The 13,991-nt window shown below is 58.7% G+C and carries 16 protein-coding genes, 1 tRNA gene and 1 pseudogene; 5 read left to right on the top strand and 13 right to left on the bottom strand.

The window, feature by feature from the left end; translation table 11 throughout:
• Nucleotides 1–159 precede the first annotated feature (159 nt).
• Nucleotides 160–729, top strand: coding sequence for a recombinase family protein (locus ACVOK8_RS04235; protein WP_481565717.1), 570 nt, complete (start codon nt 160–162; stop codon nt 727–729).
• On the opposite strand, the gene ACVOK8_RS04230 is transcribed toward ACVOK8_RS04235, so the two are convergent.
• A complete protein-coding gene (locus ACVOK8_RS04230) occupies nt 722–1,030 on the bottom strand; it encodes a helix-turn-helix domain-containing protein (RefSeq protein WP_481565716.1) in 309 nt (102 codons plus the stop codon). The two genes, ACVOK8_RS04235 and ACVOK8_RS04230, sit on opposite strands and share 8 nt — an antisense overlap.
• Before the next feature lie 270 nt (nt 1,031–1,300).
• On the opposite strand from ACVOK8_RS04230, the gene ACVOK8_RS04225 reads away from it, so the two are divergent.
• From ACVOK8_RS04225 to ACVOK8_RS04215, 3 genes are all read left to right on the top strand, one after another.
• Nucleotides 1,301–1,618 (top strand): hypothetical protein, encoded by a 318-nt coding sequence (locus ACVOK8_RS04225; protein ID WP_481565715.1) that lies wholly within the window; start codon nt 1,301–1,303, stop codon nt 1,616–1,618.
• 42 nt (nt 1,619–1,660) lie between these two features.
• Complete coding sequence (locus tag ACVOK8_RS04220) at nt 1,661–2,203, top strand: hypothetical protein (RefSeq protein WP_481565714.1); 543 nt, start codon at nt 1,661–1,663, stop codon at nt 2,201–2,203.
• Between the two features lie 195 nt (nt 2,204–2,398).
• A complete protein-coding gene (locus tag ACVOK8_RS04215) occupies nt 2,399–3,223 on the top strand; it encodes a hypothetical protein (RefSeq protein WP_481565713.1) in 825 nt (274 codons plus the stop codon).
• 92 nt (nt 3,224–3,315) lie between these two features.
• Here ACVOK8_RS04215 and ACVOK8_RS04210 read toward each other — a convergent pair whose 3' ends face one another.
• The 3 genes and pseudogenes from ACVOK8_RS04210 to ACVOK8_RS04200 form a co-directional block, all read right to left on the bottom strand.
• The gene (locus tag ACVOK8_RS04210) at nt 3,316–5,043 is read right to left on the bottom strand and encodes a site-specific integrase (RefSeq protein ID WP_481565798.1); all 1,728 of its coding nucleotides are present in this window, start codon (nt 5,041–5,043) and stop codon (nt 3,316–3,318) included.
• Nucleotides 5,044–5,202: pseudogene (locus ACVOK8_RS04205) on the bottom strand (DUF6538 domain-containing protein); the annotation flags it as partial. It abuts the gene before it with no gap.
• 96 nt (nt 5,203–5,298) lie between these two features.
• Nucleotides 5,299–5,385: transfer RNA gene (locus ACVOK8_RS04200), tRNA-Leu, on the bottom strand.
• Between the two features lie 122 nt (nt 5,386–5,507).
• Here ACVOK8_RS04200 and ACVOK8_RS04195 point away from each other — a divergent pair.
• On the top strand, nt 5,508–5,876 hold the full coding sequence (locus ACVOK8_RS04195) for a response regulator (RefSeq protein ID WP_481565712.1): 369 nt from the start codon (nt 5,508–5,510) through the stop codon (nt 5,874–5,876).
• A gap of 150 nt (nt 5,877–6,026) precedes the next feature.
• On the opposite strand, the gene ACVOK8_RS04190 is transcribed toward ACVOK8_RS04195, so the two are convergent.
• The 9 genes from ACVOK8_RS04190 to ACVOK8_RS04150 all read right to left on the bottom strand — a co-directional run bounded on the left by ACVOK8_RS04190 (nt 6,027) and on the right by ACVOK8_RS04150 (nt 13,863).
• Nucleotides 6,027–8,405, bottom strand: coding sequence for a Tex family protein (locus ACVOK8_RS04190; protein WP_481565795.1), 2,379 nt, complete (start codon nt 8,403–8,405; stop codon nt 6,027–6,029).
• Between the two features lie 114 nt (nt 8,406–8,519).
• On the bottom strand, nt 8,520–8,735 hold the full coding sequence (locus ACVOK8_RS04185) for a hypothetical protein (protein WP_481565711.1): 216 nt from the start codon (nt 8,733–8,735) through the stop codon (nt 8,520–8,522).
• 126 nt (nt 8,736–8,861) lie between these two features.
• Nucleotides 8,862–9,296 (bottom strand): hypothetical protein, encoded by a 435-nt coding sequence (locus ACVOK8_RS04180; RefSeq protein WP_481565794.1) that lies wholly within the window; start codon nt 9,294–9,296, stop codon nt 8,862–8,864.
• Nucleotides 9,297–9,351: 55 nt separating this feature from the next.
• Nucleotides 9,352–9,726: a YfeK family protein gene (locus ACVOK8_RS04175; RefSeq protein WP_481565710.1), complete on the bottom strand. Its 375-nt coding sequence runs from the start codon at nt 9,724–9,726 to the stop codon at nt 9,352–9,354.
• Nucleotides 9,723–10,790: a class III poly(R)-hydroxyalkanoic acid synthase subunit PhaC gene (locus tag ACVOK8_RS04170; RefSeq protein WP_481565709.1), complete on the bottom strand. Its 1,068-nt coding sequence runs from the start codon at nt 10,788–10,790 to the stop codon at nt 9,723–9,725. Before ACVOK8_RS04170 ends, ACVOK8_RS04175 begins: the two co-directional genes overlap by 4 nt.
• A complete protein-coding gene (phaE, locus tag ACVOK8_RS04165; protein WP_481565708.1) occupies nt 10,787–11,947 on the bottom strand; it encodes a class III poly(R)-hydroxyalkanoic acid synthase subunit PhaE in 1,161 nt (386 codons plus the stop codon). The genes ACVOK8_RS04170 and phaE overlap by 4 nt, the downstream gene beginning before the upstream one ends.
• Nucleotides 11,948–12,001: 54 nt before the next feature.
• The gene (locus ACVOK8_RS04160; RefSeq protein ID WP_282266279.1) at nt 12,002–12,616 is read right to left on the bottom strand and encodes a CDP-alcohol phosphatidyltransferase family protein; all 615 of its coding nucleotides are present in this window, start codon (nt 12,614–12,616) and stop codon (nt 12,002–12,004) included.
• Between the two features lie 197 nt (nt 12,617–12,813).
• Nucleotides 12,814–13,302: an NUDIX hydrolase gene (locus tag ACVOK8_RS04155; protein ID WP_481547013.1), complete on the bottom strand. Its 489-nt coding sequence runs from the start codon at nt 13,300–13,302 to the stop codon at nt 12,814–12,816.
• A 54-nt stretch (nt 13,303–13,356) separates the two neighbouring features.
• Entirely contained in the window at nt 13,357–13,863 is a 507-nt protein-coding gene (locus ACVOK8_RS04150) for a DUF1249 domain-containing protein (protein ID WP_481565707.1), read from the bottom strand.
• Between the last annotated feature and the right edge of the window lie 128 nt (nt 13,864–13,991).

The following is a 13,991-nucleotide window of genomic DNA, read 5'->3' as shown; positions in this document are numbered from 1 at the left end:
CGTGGCACAGATTTCCCCTCGTTCTTTTGCTGTAAGGATACCAACCGGAGAGACCCACATGTCCGAAATGTATACCTCTTGGGACGCAGCCATTAGCGTTCCACAACTCATTCCAAAATGATAAGCTCACAAACTCTTAGACGTTTTGAGACGCCAAGCATGGAAATTGTGGGATACGCCCGTGTCTCGACTGTCGGACAGTCGCTGGACGTCCAGCTCGATAAGTTGACCAAGGCAAACTGCAACAAGGTCTTTAAGGAGAAGCGCTCTGGCCGACAGGCGGAGAACCGCCCACAGCTTCAAGCCGCCCTGGAGTACGTCCGGGACGGTGATGTGTTGGTGGTCAGCAGGCTGGACCGCATGGCCCGCAGCGTCCTCGACTTGGCAAAGATTGCGGACCTCCTCAAGAAGAAGGGTGTAAGCCTTCGTGTCCTAGACCAAGGATTGGACACATCGACCGCAGAGGGCGTCCTCCTCTTCAACCTCTTGGGTGCATTCGCAGAGTTCGAGGCTGACATCCGTGCTGAACGTCAGCGTGATGGAATCGCGCTCGCCCAGCAGAAAGGGACCAAGTTTGGCCGGAAAAAGGCGTTGACAGCCGCTCAGGAGGAACGTATCAAGCGAATGCGGGCCGAAGAGGGCTTCAGCATCGAGCAATTGGCTGAGCGCTTCTCAATCAGCCGCAGCAGCGTGTATCGCGCCCTGCAGACGCAAGAGGAAGCTACTTAGCCTCATCCTTGGTAAGCCGCCGCAAATCCTCCGCCAGCTTGCGCTGTTTCGCAGCTGGCAAAGAGGCGGCTGCAAGAATGATATCGGCGAGAACGTCGCTATCAGCCAGCAGATAAGCCAATGGCACACCCAGCTCTTTCGCCAGCTTGCTAGCCGTGACGAAATCAGGCTCAGAGGTACCACGCTCGTACCTTGTAATCCTGCTGGACACCACGTCCTCCGATAGACCTATCCGCCTCCCCAACTCCCGCTGTGAGATGCCCAAGGCCAAGCGAGCCTCTTTAAGGCGCTTGGTGAACATGCTTGGAAGAGCCGGTGAAGACATAAACGGTACGGATGCATGGCTGTAGTTCGCTACAGGATGACCCGTTCCCTCTGGACTCGTATGCTACAGCATCTGTAGCATTGTCCAGGGTGAATTATTTGTTCCTTCGGGAAGGTGCTGAAAGAAATTCCCCCTAGAAGCCGGAAAACAGGGGTTTCCAGCCTTCTAGACCAATTACCAAGGTGCAAGCGCGCTAGCACATCCAGCCTACCCCTCGTATCACTCACGCACCGCCAACGGGGACGTATGCAGCAACCCAAGGACAACACCGAGCCGCCGCCCATGCCACTGCCGGAGCACGTTCGGGCAAGCCTACGGCGTTACGACACCCACACCACCATGACATGCCTCGAATGCGGGTATGCCGGGCTTATGGGGGTCAAAAGGAGCACCAAACCTTGGTACCTCACTTGGTGGATGTTCTTCGTCTATGCCGTCGTCTTCGCTCCACTGAGCTGGTTTTTCATCATCTGTTTCGTACTCGCCGAAATATTCATGAAGACACATAAGACCGAGTGCCCTAACTGCGGTATCGAGCTTGTCAGCAAGCGCCATGTGCTCTGACAACAGCCATCAATTCCGATTCATCACAACAAGGAGTGCAAAATGCTGGGGTTGCTAGTATTGGCAGTGGTAACAGCAAGTGCCGTATGGGTGTACATCGATGCGACGAATCACCGCATCGGGAAGCAACCCAATGAGAGGGGGTTCTTCAACTTATCCGCAGGCGGTTGGGGCGCAGTGGTCCTGCTACTATGGATTGTTGCTTTCCCATGCTATCTGGCTAAGCGCAGCGACCTCATCGCAAAAGCGAAGAAGTCCCCTGTACTGGTCACCAGCAAGGCGGGGCCATTGCTGTTAATAGTTGCAGGCGGCGGACTGCTGATGCTCCAGCAAGCAATTCCCCTTCTTGTACAGGCAAGCGCAAACAGCTCGCCATCAGACTACATAGCGGCATGCGCCGACTACTACTACAACGCTGCTAATTCCCTTCCAAACCCGGAAGCGAGGAACAAGCGCGAGATTTGGTTGCGCACCTGTAGCTGCGCCAGCCAAAAGGATGGCGGAAGGACTGCTCAAGACTTCGAACGAAATCTGAGCACGTCAGAAACAGCTCATATCGACGCGATGAAGAGTTGCCTTCAATAAGAGAACTGCCACATGGCCACGTACGAAGTGAAGATGGGGCGTCCGGGCGGCGGAAGTAGCACTTTCGTTGCCAGGGTCAACGCAGGTACACCCGACCAAGCAAGGCGTAGTGCAGAGGCACAGAATCCCGGCTACAGCGCACAGTCTGTCTATCGCCTGCCATACACAAACTGACTGACAATCAAGGAAGAACCCATGCAGACACGAAATGCACTATTGACAACGTTGACCCTCCTTGCGTTCGCCCACTCGGCGCAATCCGCCCCGCAGACCGTCACTGCCCAATGGGAATACACCGACGCCTCACGGGTGGAGACGGATGAAGGAACCAGCCTTTGCCTTCAACTGGAAAGGGCATCAATCACACGCGTTCCCCAATCACAACGCTTCAACGGTAGGTTATGCGTGTCCAATCCAAGCGATGCAGCGCGACTGCTTGGCATCAGAAACACCCGAAAGGAGGGATGCCGCTACTCGGCCAAAGGACAAGCCAAACTTAGCCTTTCGAACATTCAGTTGCTGCCCGAAGATGAAATGTACGACGAGCGTCTAGAGGCCAATTTAGTGGCCGTCAGCCAAAACACCTTCACCCACGCCCTGACCAACTCCTGCGACGCCAATGCAGGCACGGCTGGCGGCTTTCAAGACGTTCGTGCAGCTATCCGTGCACTGGCATCACATCCTAGATATCAAGGGCTAGCAGACTCTGACTTCGCTAGCATTGACGAAGCAAACGGACTTGCCGAACTCGATGCAAGCACGCAGATGTACCTGCCGAAAGGTTCCATTGACACACTCGTCATCTATACCGAGAACAACGCGGGCACGCCTTTCCTAACTGTCGAGCGCTACAGCGGCGGAAGATGGCTCGATGTCAGCGCTGTTGTACTACCCGGCTATACCAACCGTAATGGAACCAACTATTACCTGGATTCCAGCACCCAAGGGACAACGGTGCGAGATGTCAGGGCACGACGCAAGTGGACTTACCAACTCGGGAAATTTTCAAGTGAGAGATAGCCTGCGAAGGTGACAAGTTTGGCGTTCTAGCGACTTGGGAGATTAGGTACTTCCTGAAATCCCGGCTAAGCCAACAACTATGCGCCACCTTGTTAGGTGGCGCTTTTAAGAAGCTCTGCAGCAACTATCTTCATCTCGGGAATGCTCAGTCCGTAGTCAAGAAGGGGGAGAAGCTCCTTCAACTCCTCCTCATTGAAAGGTCGGCCATACGTGTTCACCTGAACGCTTTGCTTCATGCTTTCCGGCACAAAACTTCCGTGACCCGTGAACTGATGCGCCTTGTATGCTAGGCGAGCATCACCAAAGAATTTCTGAATCACTGCGTGGCGAAAGCTATGGAATGACTTTTTATCGGTTTTTACACCAATCTTCTTCAAAAAAGAGCCATTGAACCAGTTGGTCATCGCCCTGTGGCGCTGATGAATCGATGAGTACTCTTCCACTTCCGGGAACAACAGCGAGTTGCTCCCAGTTTTGCGTCTCATCTCCACGAAATCCAAGAACCCGACCTCCTCCAAGCTGTCGTGTATAGGGACCACTCGCTTGCTTGCGCTGGTCTTAAGTCGCTGCGACGCTGATTCGTTAGAGTTTTCATCCGTAATGCTAAGCGCCCATCCAACGTCTCCCAGCGAGAGTACGTTCTCTACACTTAGAAGCGCAATCTCCTGCGCACGCGCTCCGGTAAAAAGCGCGATTAATGGTCCCCAGAACGCAATTTGCTTGCCTTCTCGCTCTATGTACTTGGCAATCAAGCTCAATCCTTGAGTGCCGAAAATCTTCTGGATATCGTCATCACTGAATGGGGCGCGCGCATCTTTTTCGGCACTTGAACTCACCTTTGGCGCAAGCCCACCAGCCACATTCATAGCGATGTAGCCTTTGCTTTCGAGGTAGGAGAAGAAGCGATTTAACCAATCCAGCTTGTTAGCCCGAGTTCGCTCGCTGAAGCCTTTTGCAGCGCATCTCTTCGCATCCTCAACCACCTGGTCAATGGTCTTTCCCTCATACTTCTTAGGGCGAGAAAAGTAGTCGCCGGGGAGCTTGGTATGTAGGCTTGCAAAGCGAGCGAAATCAGATGGGGTGACGTCAGCCGGACTTATGTCTCCCACAATCGTAATAAGATTCCCCACTGCCCCTTTTGCTGCCACTTTTGTCGTTTCACTCCAATCCGACTTGACCATCAGCCACTCCTCTAAACCTTTGGAGAGTGTTGTCTGGAACAAGGTTGACTTGGTTGAAACGGCAGGTGTCGATATCGCCGTAGGAGCAGGCACGGACGTCCTGCAGACTGTGGACGCAGTTCCAAGCGTCACAACGTCCAACATCAAACAACTGATTGGCTCATCCGGAACCAGGCGATGGCTCGACTTTGAGAACCCATCTACAGTTCCACCGATGCACCAATGGAACTCGCGAATGGAAAAGCCGTAGTCCTGCGATGCAAGAATCGCTGCGACATCCTTGCTATCAAGCAGTGCGTTGCCGGAGAAGTTTGGTACGCGGTCACACAGCTGCCAAGAGGCATCTTGGTCATCCTCAACTATCCACCTGTAGACATCCCCAGTACATGTCACAGGGATAGCTAAGGGCAGCTTTGCCGCGTACAACTCCGATATCAATCGCTGCATTTCTTTAAGCGATACATCCACGGCAAGTGCCGTGACCAGAGTGAAAGCATTACCTGATACGTCATTGCTTTCGCCCTCGACCGTAACCGCCATCTGCAGTGTCCCTCTAAGCTCCTTGAGGACATCGTTGTAGCTGATGGGCTGGAGTCCGGCAAGAATTCTGTCGGCCAGTGCCAGTGCACGTAGCCACATTTCAGCTGACCGTCGATTGGCAACCGCACGTTGATGAGTGCCCAGACTCACCCTAACGTCCACGGGGCATGCCCCGAGTCTGTTCCGGCAGCTCAAAGGAATGGCCCACCGAAAATAGAAGATGCCATTGCGGCGATAAAGATGAGACGGGGAACGCATGAGCCTCCAACGGCTGACACACCCATCTGTCACAACTCGGCACCACACAAACAAAAACGCCCTAAGTCATTGAAGACAAAGGGCGTTCTGTATGCTTGGTGCCGAAGGGGGGACTCGAACCCCCACGCTTTTAAGGGCGGCGGATTTTGAATCCGCTGCGTCTACCGATTCCGCCACTTCGGCTGGCAGGAGCGGAATTATAGCGGAGCTTTCGGCGCTTGGGCAGACCCTGACTGAAAATATTTGTGTAATACCTGTTTCGGCGACTGGCTATACTTCGATCGATCCAGGTACAGGGGAAAACGATGGGCTCGCTCGAAGGTACGAGAGTGCTGGTCGTGGAGAACGACGAGTTGAACGCCATGCTGCTGCAGATGCAGCTAGAGATGGAAGGCATGCAGGTGGGCGGCGTCGCCGCTTCGGTCAGTGCTGCTCTGCAGATGATCGAGGAGCTGCAGCCTCAGCTCGTGTTTCTGGACTATTGGCTGGCATGCAACGAGAACAGCAGCCCGGTTGCCGAATGTCTGAGGCAGCGCGGCATCCCGTTCCTGGTAGCCACCGGAATGGATATCGATCAGCTGCCTGCAGTGTTCGATGCCGGGGTGAAGCTGTCCAAGCCCTATACCGGCAGCGATCTCAGCCAGGCGCTGCAACGCGCGCTTGCTCCGGCTTGAGCTGGCCTTCTGCATTCATGCGTTGTGGGAGCGGCGTAAGCCGCGAAGCAGATAGATCATCGATCTGCACAGATGCCCGGAACCTCAGCATTGCCAGCTTCGCGGCTTACGCCGCTCCCACAAGATTGATGGAGTTCTGCGGCAGTTGGTTCAGCTGCCGCGCTTGGCCCTTGCAAAGGCATCGGCCAGTGCGTTGTTGGCCGGCGCTGAAGACACTGCCGGTCGGCCGCCACCATTGCCCGCATTGTTACGCTGGCCTCGTTGACAGTTGTCGCGCCCGCCGCCAGCAGCACGTCCCTGCCCCGCACTACGCTCGTCACGCTCGGGCTTTTTGGCCGGAGCCGGCGCATCTTCCAGGCGCCGGGTCAGTGCGATGCGCTTGCGCGGCACGTCGACCTCCAGCACCTTGACCTTGACGATATCGCCCGCTTTGACCACCTCGCGCGGGTCTTTGACGAAGGTGTCGGACAGGGCCGAGATATGGATCAGGCCATCCTGGTGCACGCCGATATCGACGAACGCACCGAACGCGGCAACGTTGCTGACCACACCTTCCAGGATCATGCCTTCGCGCAGGTCCTTGATATCCTCGATGCCCTCGGCGAAACGGGCTGCTTTGAACTCGGGTCGTGGATCGCGGCCGGGCTTCTCCATTTCCTTGAGGATGTCGCGCACGGTCGGCACACCGAACTTGTCGTCGGTGAACTGCTCGGCCTTCAAGCTGCGCAGGTAACTGCCATCACCCAGCAGCGCCTTGATCGGGCGCGCGGCGGCAGCAACGATGCGCTGTACCACCGGATACGCTTCCGGGTGAACGGCGGAGGCATCCAGCGGCTCGTCGCCGTCGGCAATGCGCAGGAAACCCGCGCATTGCTCAAAAGTCTTGTCACCTAGACGCGCCACCTTGAGCAAGTCCTTTCGGCGCTTGAACGGACCATTTTCGTCGCGGTGACGGACGATATTTTCGGCCACCGTAGACGACAGACCGGACACACGCGTCAAAAGTGCGGCCGAGGCGGTGTTGACGAATACGCCGACGGCATTGACGCAGTCCTCGACACGCGCATCCAGCGCCTTGGCCAGACGGAACTGGTCGACGTCGTGCTGGTACTGACCAACACCAATCGCCTTGGGCTCGATCTTGACCAGCTCAGCCAACGGATCCTGCAGACGCCGCGCAATCGACACTGCGCCACGCAGCGATACATCCAGGTCCGGAAATTCCTTGGCGGCAAACTCGGAGGCCGAATACACCGAGGCACCAGCCTCGCTGACCACCACCTTCTGCAGTTTGGGATTCGCACAGGCGGCGATTGCCTCGCCTGCGAGCTTGTCGGTTTCGCGACTGGCGGTACCGTTGCCGATCGCGATCAGCTCCACGTTGTGCTTGATGCACAGCTGCTTGATCGTCTGCAACGACTGCTCCCACTGCCGGCGCGGTTCATGCGGATACACCGTATCGGTGGCCAGCAGCTTGCCGGTGGCATCGACCACGGCAATCTTGCAGCCGGTGCGGATGCCCGGATCCAGGCCGAGCACGGCTTTCGGTCCGGCTGGCGCCGCCAGCATCAGATCCTTCAGGTTGTCTCCGAACACCGCAATTGCCTCGGCCTCGGCTTTTTCGCGGGCCTGGTTGAACAGGTCCAGCAACAGATGCATATGCAGCTTGGCGCGCCAAGTCAGCCGGCAAGCGTCCATCAACCAGCGATCGGCTGGGCGCTCCATGTTGGCGATGCCTGCGTTGTGCGCAACCCGCCCTTCCGCATACTGGTGACCAGCCTCGGCGTCGCTGCCCGGGTCCAATTCGAGAAAGATGAACTCTTCGCGGCGCGCACGGAACAAAGCCAGCAGGCGGTGCGAAGGAATTTTCGCCAATGCTTCAGCATGGTCGAAGTAGTCGCGGTACTTGGCGCCTTCGGCTTCCTTACCTTCGGCGACGCGGGCACGGATGATGCCGTTGCCAGCAAGCCAGTTGCGCAGCTCGCCAACCAGTGCAGCGTCTTCACCCCAACGCTCCATCAGGATCGCGCGCGCACCTTCCAGTGCACCCTTGGTGTCAGCGACGCCTTTTCCGGCATCAACAAAACCTGCGGCGAACACCTGTGGGTCCAACATCGGATCGCCGAGCAGGCCGTCAGCCAACGGCTCCAGTCCTGCCTCGCGGGCAATCTGTGCACGGGTACGGCGCTTCTGCTTATAGGGCAGATACAGATCTTCCAGTCGCGACTTGGTGTCGGCACCCATGATCTGCTCACGCAGCGCATCGCTGAGCTTGCCCTGTTCCTCGATGCTGGACAGCACCGCGCGGCGGCGATCCTCGAGCTCACGCAAGTAGGTCAGGCGGCTTTCGAGATTACGCAGCTGGGTGTCGTCCAGTCCGCCGGTCACCTCCTTGCGGTAGCGGGCGATGAACGGAACGCTGGCACCTTCATCCAACAGCGCGATGGCAGCCTTGGCTTGAGTGGCTTGTGCGCCGATCTCGTCGGCGATTGTCTGCGCGATCTGCTGCGCGAGCTTGATGTCTTGCATTGCCGGTGCGGTAACCACGGTGACGGAAGCTGCCATTCTGGCAATGCATGGGCTTGGGGGAAAGCCGTTGACAGCACGCGCCGGACCTGCCGCCCGGCGCGTGTAGCTGAATACTCAAGCCAGATGCTTGTACAGCCGTTGGCTGGCGACATCGTCACGCAGGTCTTCCAGCACCATTACGCGCATCGACCCCCTGCCGGACACGGGCATCATCCGTTCGACGTAAATTTCCGGGCCATGCTCGGTATCTGCGCGGGTTTTGCTGAAGCCGTACGGCAACACACCCTTATCGCCATCCTTGCTGCCACCGATATAAAGAACAACTGCCATGGTGGTTCGTGCTCCTGTTGGATCTGTAACAGGTGCAACGATACGCGGGGTGACGTTACAGAGATGTACACAAAAGGTTGTCGTTTGATGTCAGCACTCACCGTGACGACATCATTGACCACACTTTCAGCTGCGACCAGGCCACCAACCCCGACCATGCATGGCGTAGTAGTCCGCCGCGCGCTCGAACGGATTACGCACGCTCACGCCGCCGCACAGCAGGTAGACCGGCAGAAACAGCGGGCCGAGTACCAGGTATTGAAAGACATGCGCGCGTTCGTGATCGCCCAGACGCACGCGCGGGTGTTCGCAGCGGCCAGCGCGATGCTCGTAGGTTTGACACAAACCATTCAGATCATCGCCGGTGTGCAGGATCACCATGCCAAAAGTAATCGCCCCGCCCGGTCCCCAAGGCCAGCGCCGAAATACCAGTGCGCTTTCGCTACGGCTCCAGTACAGGCGTGCACCAGCGAGGCAGCCGAACGCACCAGCGATAAGACCAATCAAGGTATTGGGCGAGGTCCAGACCCCACCCAGAATGCGCAACCACATCGGCGCCATTTCCAGCCGCATGAGACTCAGGCCTGCAGTGTCGATCTGGCGACCAGCGCGGACATCAGCGTGCCGGCGTACGCAGGCGGCGCAGCTGCTGCAGGAACCACGCGGAGGCATCCTGCTCCGGCGCACCGCTGCAGGAGACCTTGTATGGCTTGCCACTCATGCTGCTGCGGCTAGCGGCGCGGTCAATGAACTGCTCGCTGCTGTCGACCATGTCGCGCTTGAGCAGATAATCGTATTTGCGCTGCAAGTGGCCGCGGGCGGCCACTGCGTCGTACCAGGTGCCATTGCGCTGAAAACGGCAGCCAGAGGTTTCCAGCGCCTGCATCAAACCACTGATCTCACGTTGGGTTGCCGCATTGGGGGCGGCACTTGCTGGCAAGACGATCACAGCCAAGCTGGCAACGATCAGAAATTTGCGGATCAGCTTCATGTGCGTTTACTCAACCAGTCGTTGATGGCGCCGGGCACTTCACGCTGGGCACGCCCGGATACATAGATGCCAATGTGGCCACCGCGGAAACCCAGCTCGGTGTAATCGGTGCTGCCAACCTGCGCCTGCATCGCCTTGGATGCAGCCGGCGGCACCAGATGGTCCTGCTCGGCATAGATGTTGAGAATCGGCATCTGCACCTTCGCCAGATCCACCGCTTCGTCACCAATGCGGATGCTGCTGTTCATCAAACCATTGGCCTGATAGAACTGTTTGACGAACTGACGGAAGGTTTCGCCGGCCAGATCCGGGGAATCGAAGATCCACTTTTCCATCCGCAGGAAATCTTCCAGAGCCTGTTTGTCGTCGAGGATATCCATCAAGCCCACGTATTTCTGCACGTTCAAGCGGAACGGCTTGAGCATAAGGTAGCTGGCATTCATCAGGTCGGCCGGGATGTTGCCCAGCGTATCGACGAAAAGATCCACATCCACATGTCGTGCCCAGTGCGAAAGCATGTTGTCGGGAGTGTGGAAGTCGACCGGCGTCACCATGCTGATCAGGTTCTGCACCTTGTGCGGGCGTAGCGCGCTGTAGCACAGCGCGAATACACCGCCCTGGCAGATGCCGAGCAGGTTGACCGGCGCGCCATCGCGTTGTGCACGCAGGTGATCCACCGCGCCATCGATGTAGCGCAGCAGATAATCTTCCAGGGTCAGGAAGCGCTCCGAGCGATCCGGGTAGCCCCAATCGAGCACATACACATCCTGTCCGAGCGCCAGCAGCTTCTGTACCAATGAGCGGCCATCCTGCAGGTCGACCATATAGGGCCGATTGACCAGCGCGTAGACAATCAACAGCGGCGGCTTGCTGGTATCGGCTTGATCGCTGACGAAGCGGTAGAGCTTTACCTTGCCATCACTCCACACTTCCTGGCGCTCGGTGACGCCATAGTCCACGTCTTCAACGCCGGGCAGCAGCTTCAAACCATCGACCAGTTTGCGCTGCCATTGCAGGGTTTCCTGCAATAGATCGTCATTGCCAAAACCGAGCGGACCCTTCATTCGGCGCTCCTGCGACGGGCCGGTGCGGGCTTCGGTTTCTGCTTCGCGGCCGCCGCCGTTTTCCTGGCGACCGGCTTCTTGGCGACAGCCTGCTTCGCCGCGGCTTTCTTCGCTACCGGCTTCTGCGCGACCTTCTTTGCGGTTTTCTTGGCGACCTTCTTTACAGTCGGCGCCGCCGGTCGAACTGCACGCTTTGCAGGCTTGGCTGCCGGCTTCGCAGCCGATGCCTTTGCGGGTTTGGCGGCTGCCGTTGATTGCGCAGGCGCATTCGCCTGCTCTGTTGCAGCAATCAGACGACGCACCTGCCGCTCCAGTTCGGCAATCCGCCGGTGCGCGGCATCCATTTCAGTCCGGGTTGGCACGCCCATGGCATCACAGGCACGCTCCAGTTCACTCTGCGACGCTGCGCGCAGACGCATCTGGGCGTTGGCCAATTCTCCATAGATGCGCTGGAAGTCTTCGGAAAGCGCGACCTTGGCATACGCTTCTTCGGCGGCATCGATCCACAGATCGAACATCGCACGCGCGCTGGTCAACTGGCTACCGGGCACTTCGTGCTCGGCCAGCTTGGCCTCGAAGCGCTTGAAGGCATCATCCAGAACGCTACGGATCGTATCCACATAGGCTTCGGCGCGCGCCTGGTATTCCTGCTGGATCTTGAGCAGGGCTTGCCAACGCGCCTGATGTTCGCGCGCCGGACCGAATGCAGGTGCATTCAACCAATCGCTGCCACCAAAGCCGCTCTGTGCAGCTTTGGCAAACTCGCGCAGCCAAGGCTGGTCGTTCAGGGCATTGCCACCGCGTGCAGCACCCAGCATCCACTGCAGCAGATCCTCGCCCTGCCCTGCCTGCACGGTCTCGCGCCAGGCCCCGGCCACTTCCGCAGCCGAGGTATCACGGCCGGCAAAGCGTGCGGCTACCTGTTGCATCATGCCCAGCCAGTCGCCCGCCTGATGCTGGAAACGCGCGCCCAGCGCTTGTACTTCCGGGGGCGTATCGGTACTGACGAGGCGGGTCCATTGGGCGATGCTTTCAGCCCATGGGAAATCACCGCCAGCAGCAGCGCCCTGGCCGTGCATGGCCTGTGACCATGCCTCCCACGCGCCGCGCATGCTGGCTTCGAAATCCGCGTTGTCGTTGTTGCCTGCCGCCGCCATTGCTTTACTCCCGGGATGCCCGGTGATGATAGCAATGCGACCGGCTTACCGGCGTCAGGGCTTGGGAATACGCAGCGTCTTGCTGATCATCAACGAGCCGGACAGCGCGAACAGCAGGACCAGCGGATGCAGCTGCCACGGGCCCAGCTGCCAGCTACCGCCCCACAATGCCGGGCCAATCGCATTGAAATGGGCCGCCAAGGCCAACACGATCACCAAGGCCAAGCTGGTCGGAATCGGCGTGCCTTCGAAGTACGGCACTTTGTCCGACTCACCGGCGATTTCCACGGCGGTTACGTTGTAGCGGGCCAGACGACTGACCCCGCAGCAGACGAAGTAGCTCAGGATCAACCAATCCCAAGCGCCTTGCATACCGCAGGCGTAGGCCAGAGCAGCCGGCGCCACGCCGAAGGAAATGACATCGGCCAGCGAATCCAGCTCTCGCCCCAGCGTGGACGAGGACTGGCGCCAGCGCGCAACCCGGCCATCCAACGCATCAAAAATAAACGCCAGCGGGATCAAGGCCATGCCGAACATCAGGAAACCGCGCTCGCCGTCCTGCAGGAAGCGCATCGCCGCGAACACCGCGCCGGTGCCGCAGAACGCGTTGCCGAGGGTGAACCAATCCGCGAGCTGGAACTCACGGAGCATCGAGAAATGGCGTTTCATGGGAACTCACGGTGCATGGACCGCAACAGGGTACCGCGAGCACCTGAACAGTGGACAGTACCCGCGCGTGGCCAGCTTCCCCGGTATGCGATGCGCCACCGTTGCAAGCGAGCACGTTCGCACCCAAATCGCTCCATCGGCCTCAAAAACGGTGTTGATGGCCGGAGTGGGTCACAAGGCACCACTCCAGCAAGCCATTACAACCGCGTGTAACTCCAGGACTGCATACGCCCATCCCGGTACGGCATCACCCCGTGGAACGGACGCGGATCTTCATCGAACACCAGTGGCAGGAAGTGGCGATCGCCCTCCCACAAGGGCAGCGATTCCAACTGGTCCACCGCAACCCATTCCAGCGTGCCTTCACGGTTAACTTCCATCGGCGTGCCGGTGTAGTCATCGATGACGAAGATGAAGGCGAACCAGTCCTCGCCGTTCTTGCCGAAACCCGGCCAACTGATGCTGCCGCGCAGGCGGGTCGTGCCGCATTCAATGCCCGCTTCTTCGCGGATCTCACGATGCATGCAGGCGAGGATGTCCTCATCGGCCTCCATCTTGCCGCCCAACCCGTTGTACTTGCCCAGGTGCATGTCACCGGGCCGGGTGTTGCGATGGATCATCAGGGCCTTGCTGCCATCGGCAGACAGTACATAGCCAAGCGTGGCCATAATCGGGGTATACGGCATAGCGACAACCGGAACCAAGGGGGCGTGCAGTATGACCGATGAACAGCTTGCGTCTCAGCCGGGCATTACATCCATGCGCCGGATTGGCACGACGGTTTCATCGACACGGCGCAAGGTGGCCACGCTGTGGCCGCGTTCGGCCAGATACTCCAGCCATTTCCCAAGAAAGGTATTCATGCGCATGCGGTGGCTGATCAGCGCTTCCGGCGGCGGATACATGCCCATCACGTCTTGCCAGCGTCGGCCCACGTAGCAATGCGTGGTCTCGGCCTGACGCGCGTCGCGGTACAGCCGCACGAATGCCGATGGATCTGGCTCACCGGTGACCGGATCACACAGGTCGTAGGTCATCCGCAGTTCCACCGTGTAACGGTGGCATTCGATCACGTCCAGGCGCAGGTCCAGACCGTCACCGATGCTGGAGAGGTGGCTGCCAACTTGCAGGCGATCCGGTGCGAACAGGCGCATCAAATGATCGTGGTTTTCCGCGTACAAGCCCATCAACCAGCCGAGACGGCTGAGTCGGGGAATGCGATCAATGCGGGAGAGTGCGCCTGCCATGGGGCTGATCCTACACGCCGGGGCGTGCAAGTGGCAGCAACGTAGTGGGGCGCGCCGGCGCGGCGGGGGGGGTCGCGGACCCGCCCCCGCCCCCCCCGGCGGGGGCGAGAACGGGGTGGGAGTGTTGG

The organism is Stenotrophomonas sp. STEN083 (genome assembly GCF_056759195.1).
The sequence above is the reverse complement of the archived record's forward strand: the minus strand, read 5'-3'. Positions and strand labels throughout refer to the sequence as shown.

Excerpts from the sequence above, each read along its gene's own strand:
- ACVOK8_RS04195 (WP_481565712.1), top strand. The coding sequence starts at position 5,508 with ATGGGCTCGCTCGAAGGTACGAGAGTGCTGGTCGTGGAGAACGACGAG.
- ACVOK8_RS04190 (WP_481565795.1), bottom strand. The coding sequence starts at position 8,405 with ATGCAAGACATCAAGCTCGCGCAGCAGATCGCGCAGACAATCGCCGAC.
- phaE (WP_481565708.1), bottom strand. The coding sequence starts at position 11,947 with ATGGCGGCGGCAGGCAACAACGACAACGCGGATTTCGAAGCCAGCATG.
- ACVOK8_RS04160 (WP_282266279.1), bottom strand. The coding sequence starts at position 12,616 with ATGAAACGCCATTTCTCGATGCTCCGTGAGTTCCAGCTCGCGGATTGG.
- ACVOK8_RS04230 (WP_481565716.1), bottom strand. The coding sequence starts at position 1,030 with ATGTTCACCAAGCGCCTTAAAGAGGCTCGCTTGGCCTTGGGCATCTCA.
- ACVOK8_RS04225 (WP_481565715.1), top strand. The coding sequence starts at position 1,301 with ATGCAGCAACCCAAGGACAACACCGAGCCGCCGCCCATGCCACTGCCG.
- ACVOK8_RS04150 (WP_481565707.1), bottom strand. The coding sequence starts at position 13,863 with ATGGCAGGCGCACTCTCCCGCATTGATCGCATTCCCCGACTCAGCCGT.
- ACVOK8_RS04180 (WP_481565794.1), bottom strand. The coding sequence starts at position 9,296 with ATGGCGCCGATGTGGTTGCGCATTCTGGGTGGGGTCTGGACCTCGCCC.
- ACVOK8_RS04175 (WP_481565710.1), bottom strand. The coding sequence starts at position 9,726 with ATGAAGCTGATCCGCAAATTTCTGATCGTTGCCAGCTTGGCTGTGATC.
- ACVOK8_RS04170 (WP_481565709.1), bottom strand. The coding sequence starts at position 10,790 with ATGAAGGGTCCGCTCGGTTTTGGCAATGACGATCTATTGCAGGAAACC.
- ACVOK8_RS04235 (WP_481565717.1), top strand. The coding sequence starts at position 160 with ATGGAAATTGTGGGATACGCCCGTGTCTCGACTGTCGGACAGTCGCTG.
- ACVOK8_RS04155 (WP_481547013.1), bottom strand. The coding sequence starts at position 13,302 with ATGCCGTATACCCCGATTATGGCCACGCTTGGCTATGTACTGTCTGCC.
- ACVOK8_RS04220 (WP_481565714.1), top strand. The coding sequence starts at position 1,661 with ATGCTGGGGTTGCTAGTATTGGCAGTGGTAACAGCAAGTGCCGTATGG.
- ACVOK8_RS04210 (WP_481565798.1), bottom strand. The coding sequence starts at position 5,043 with ATGTGGCTACGTGCACTGGCACTGGCCGACAGAATTCTTGCCGGACTC.
- ACVOK8_RS04215 (WP_481565713.1), top strand. The coding sequence starts at position 2,399 with ATGCAGACACGAAATGCACTATTGACAACGTTGACCCTCCTTGCGTTC.
- ACVOK8_RS04185 (WP_481565711.1), bottom strand. The coding sequence starts at position 8,735 with ATGGCAGTTGTTCTTTATATCGGTGGCAGCAAGGATGGCGATAAGGGT.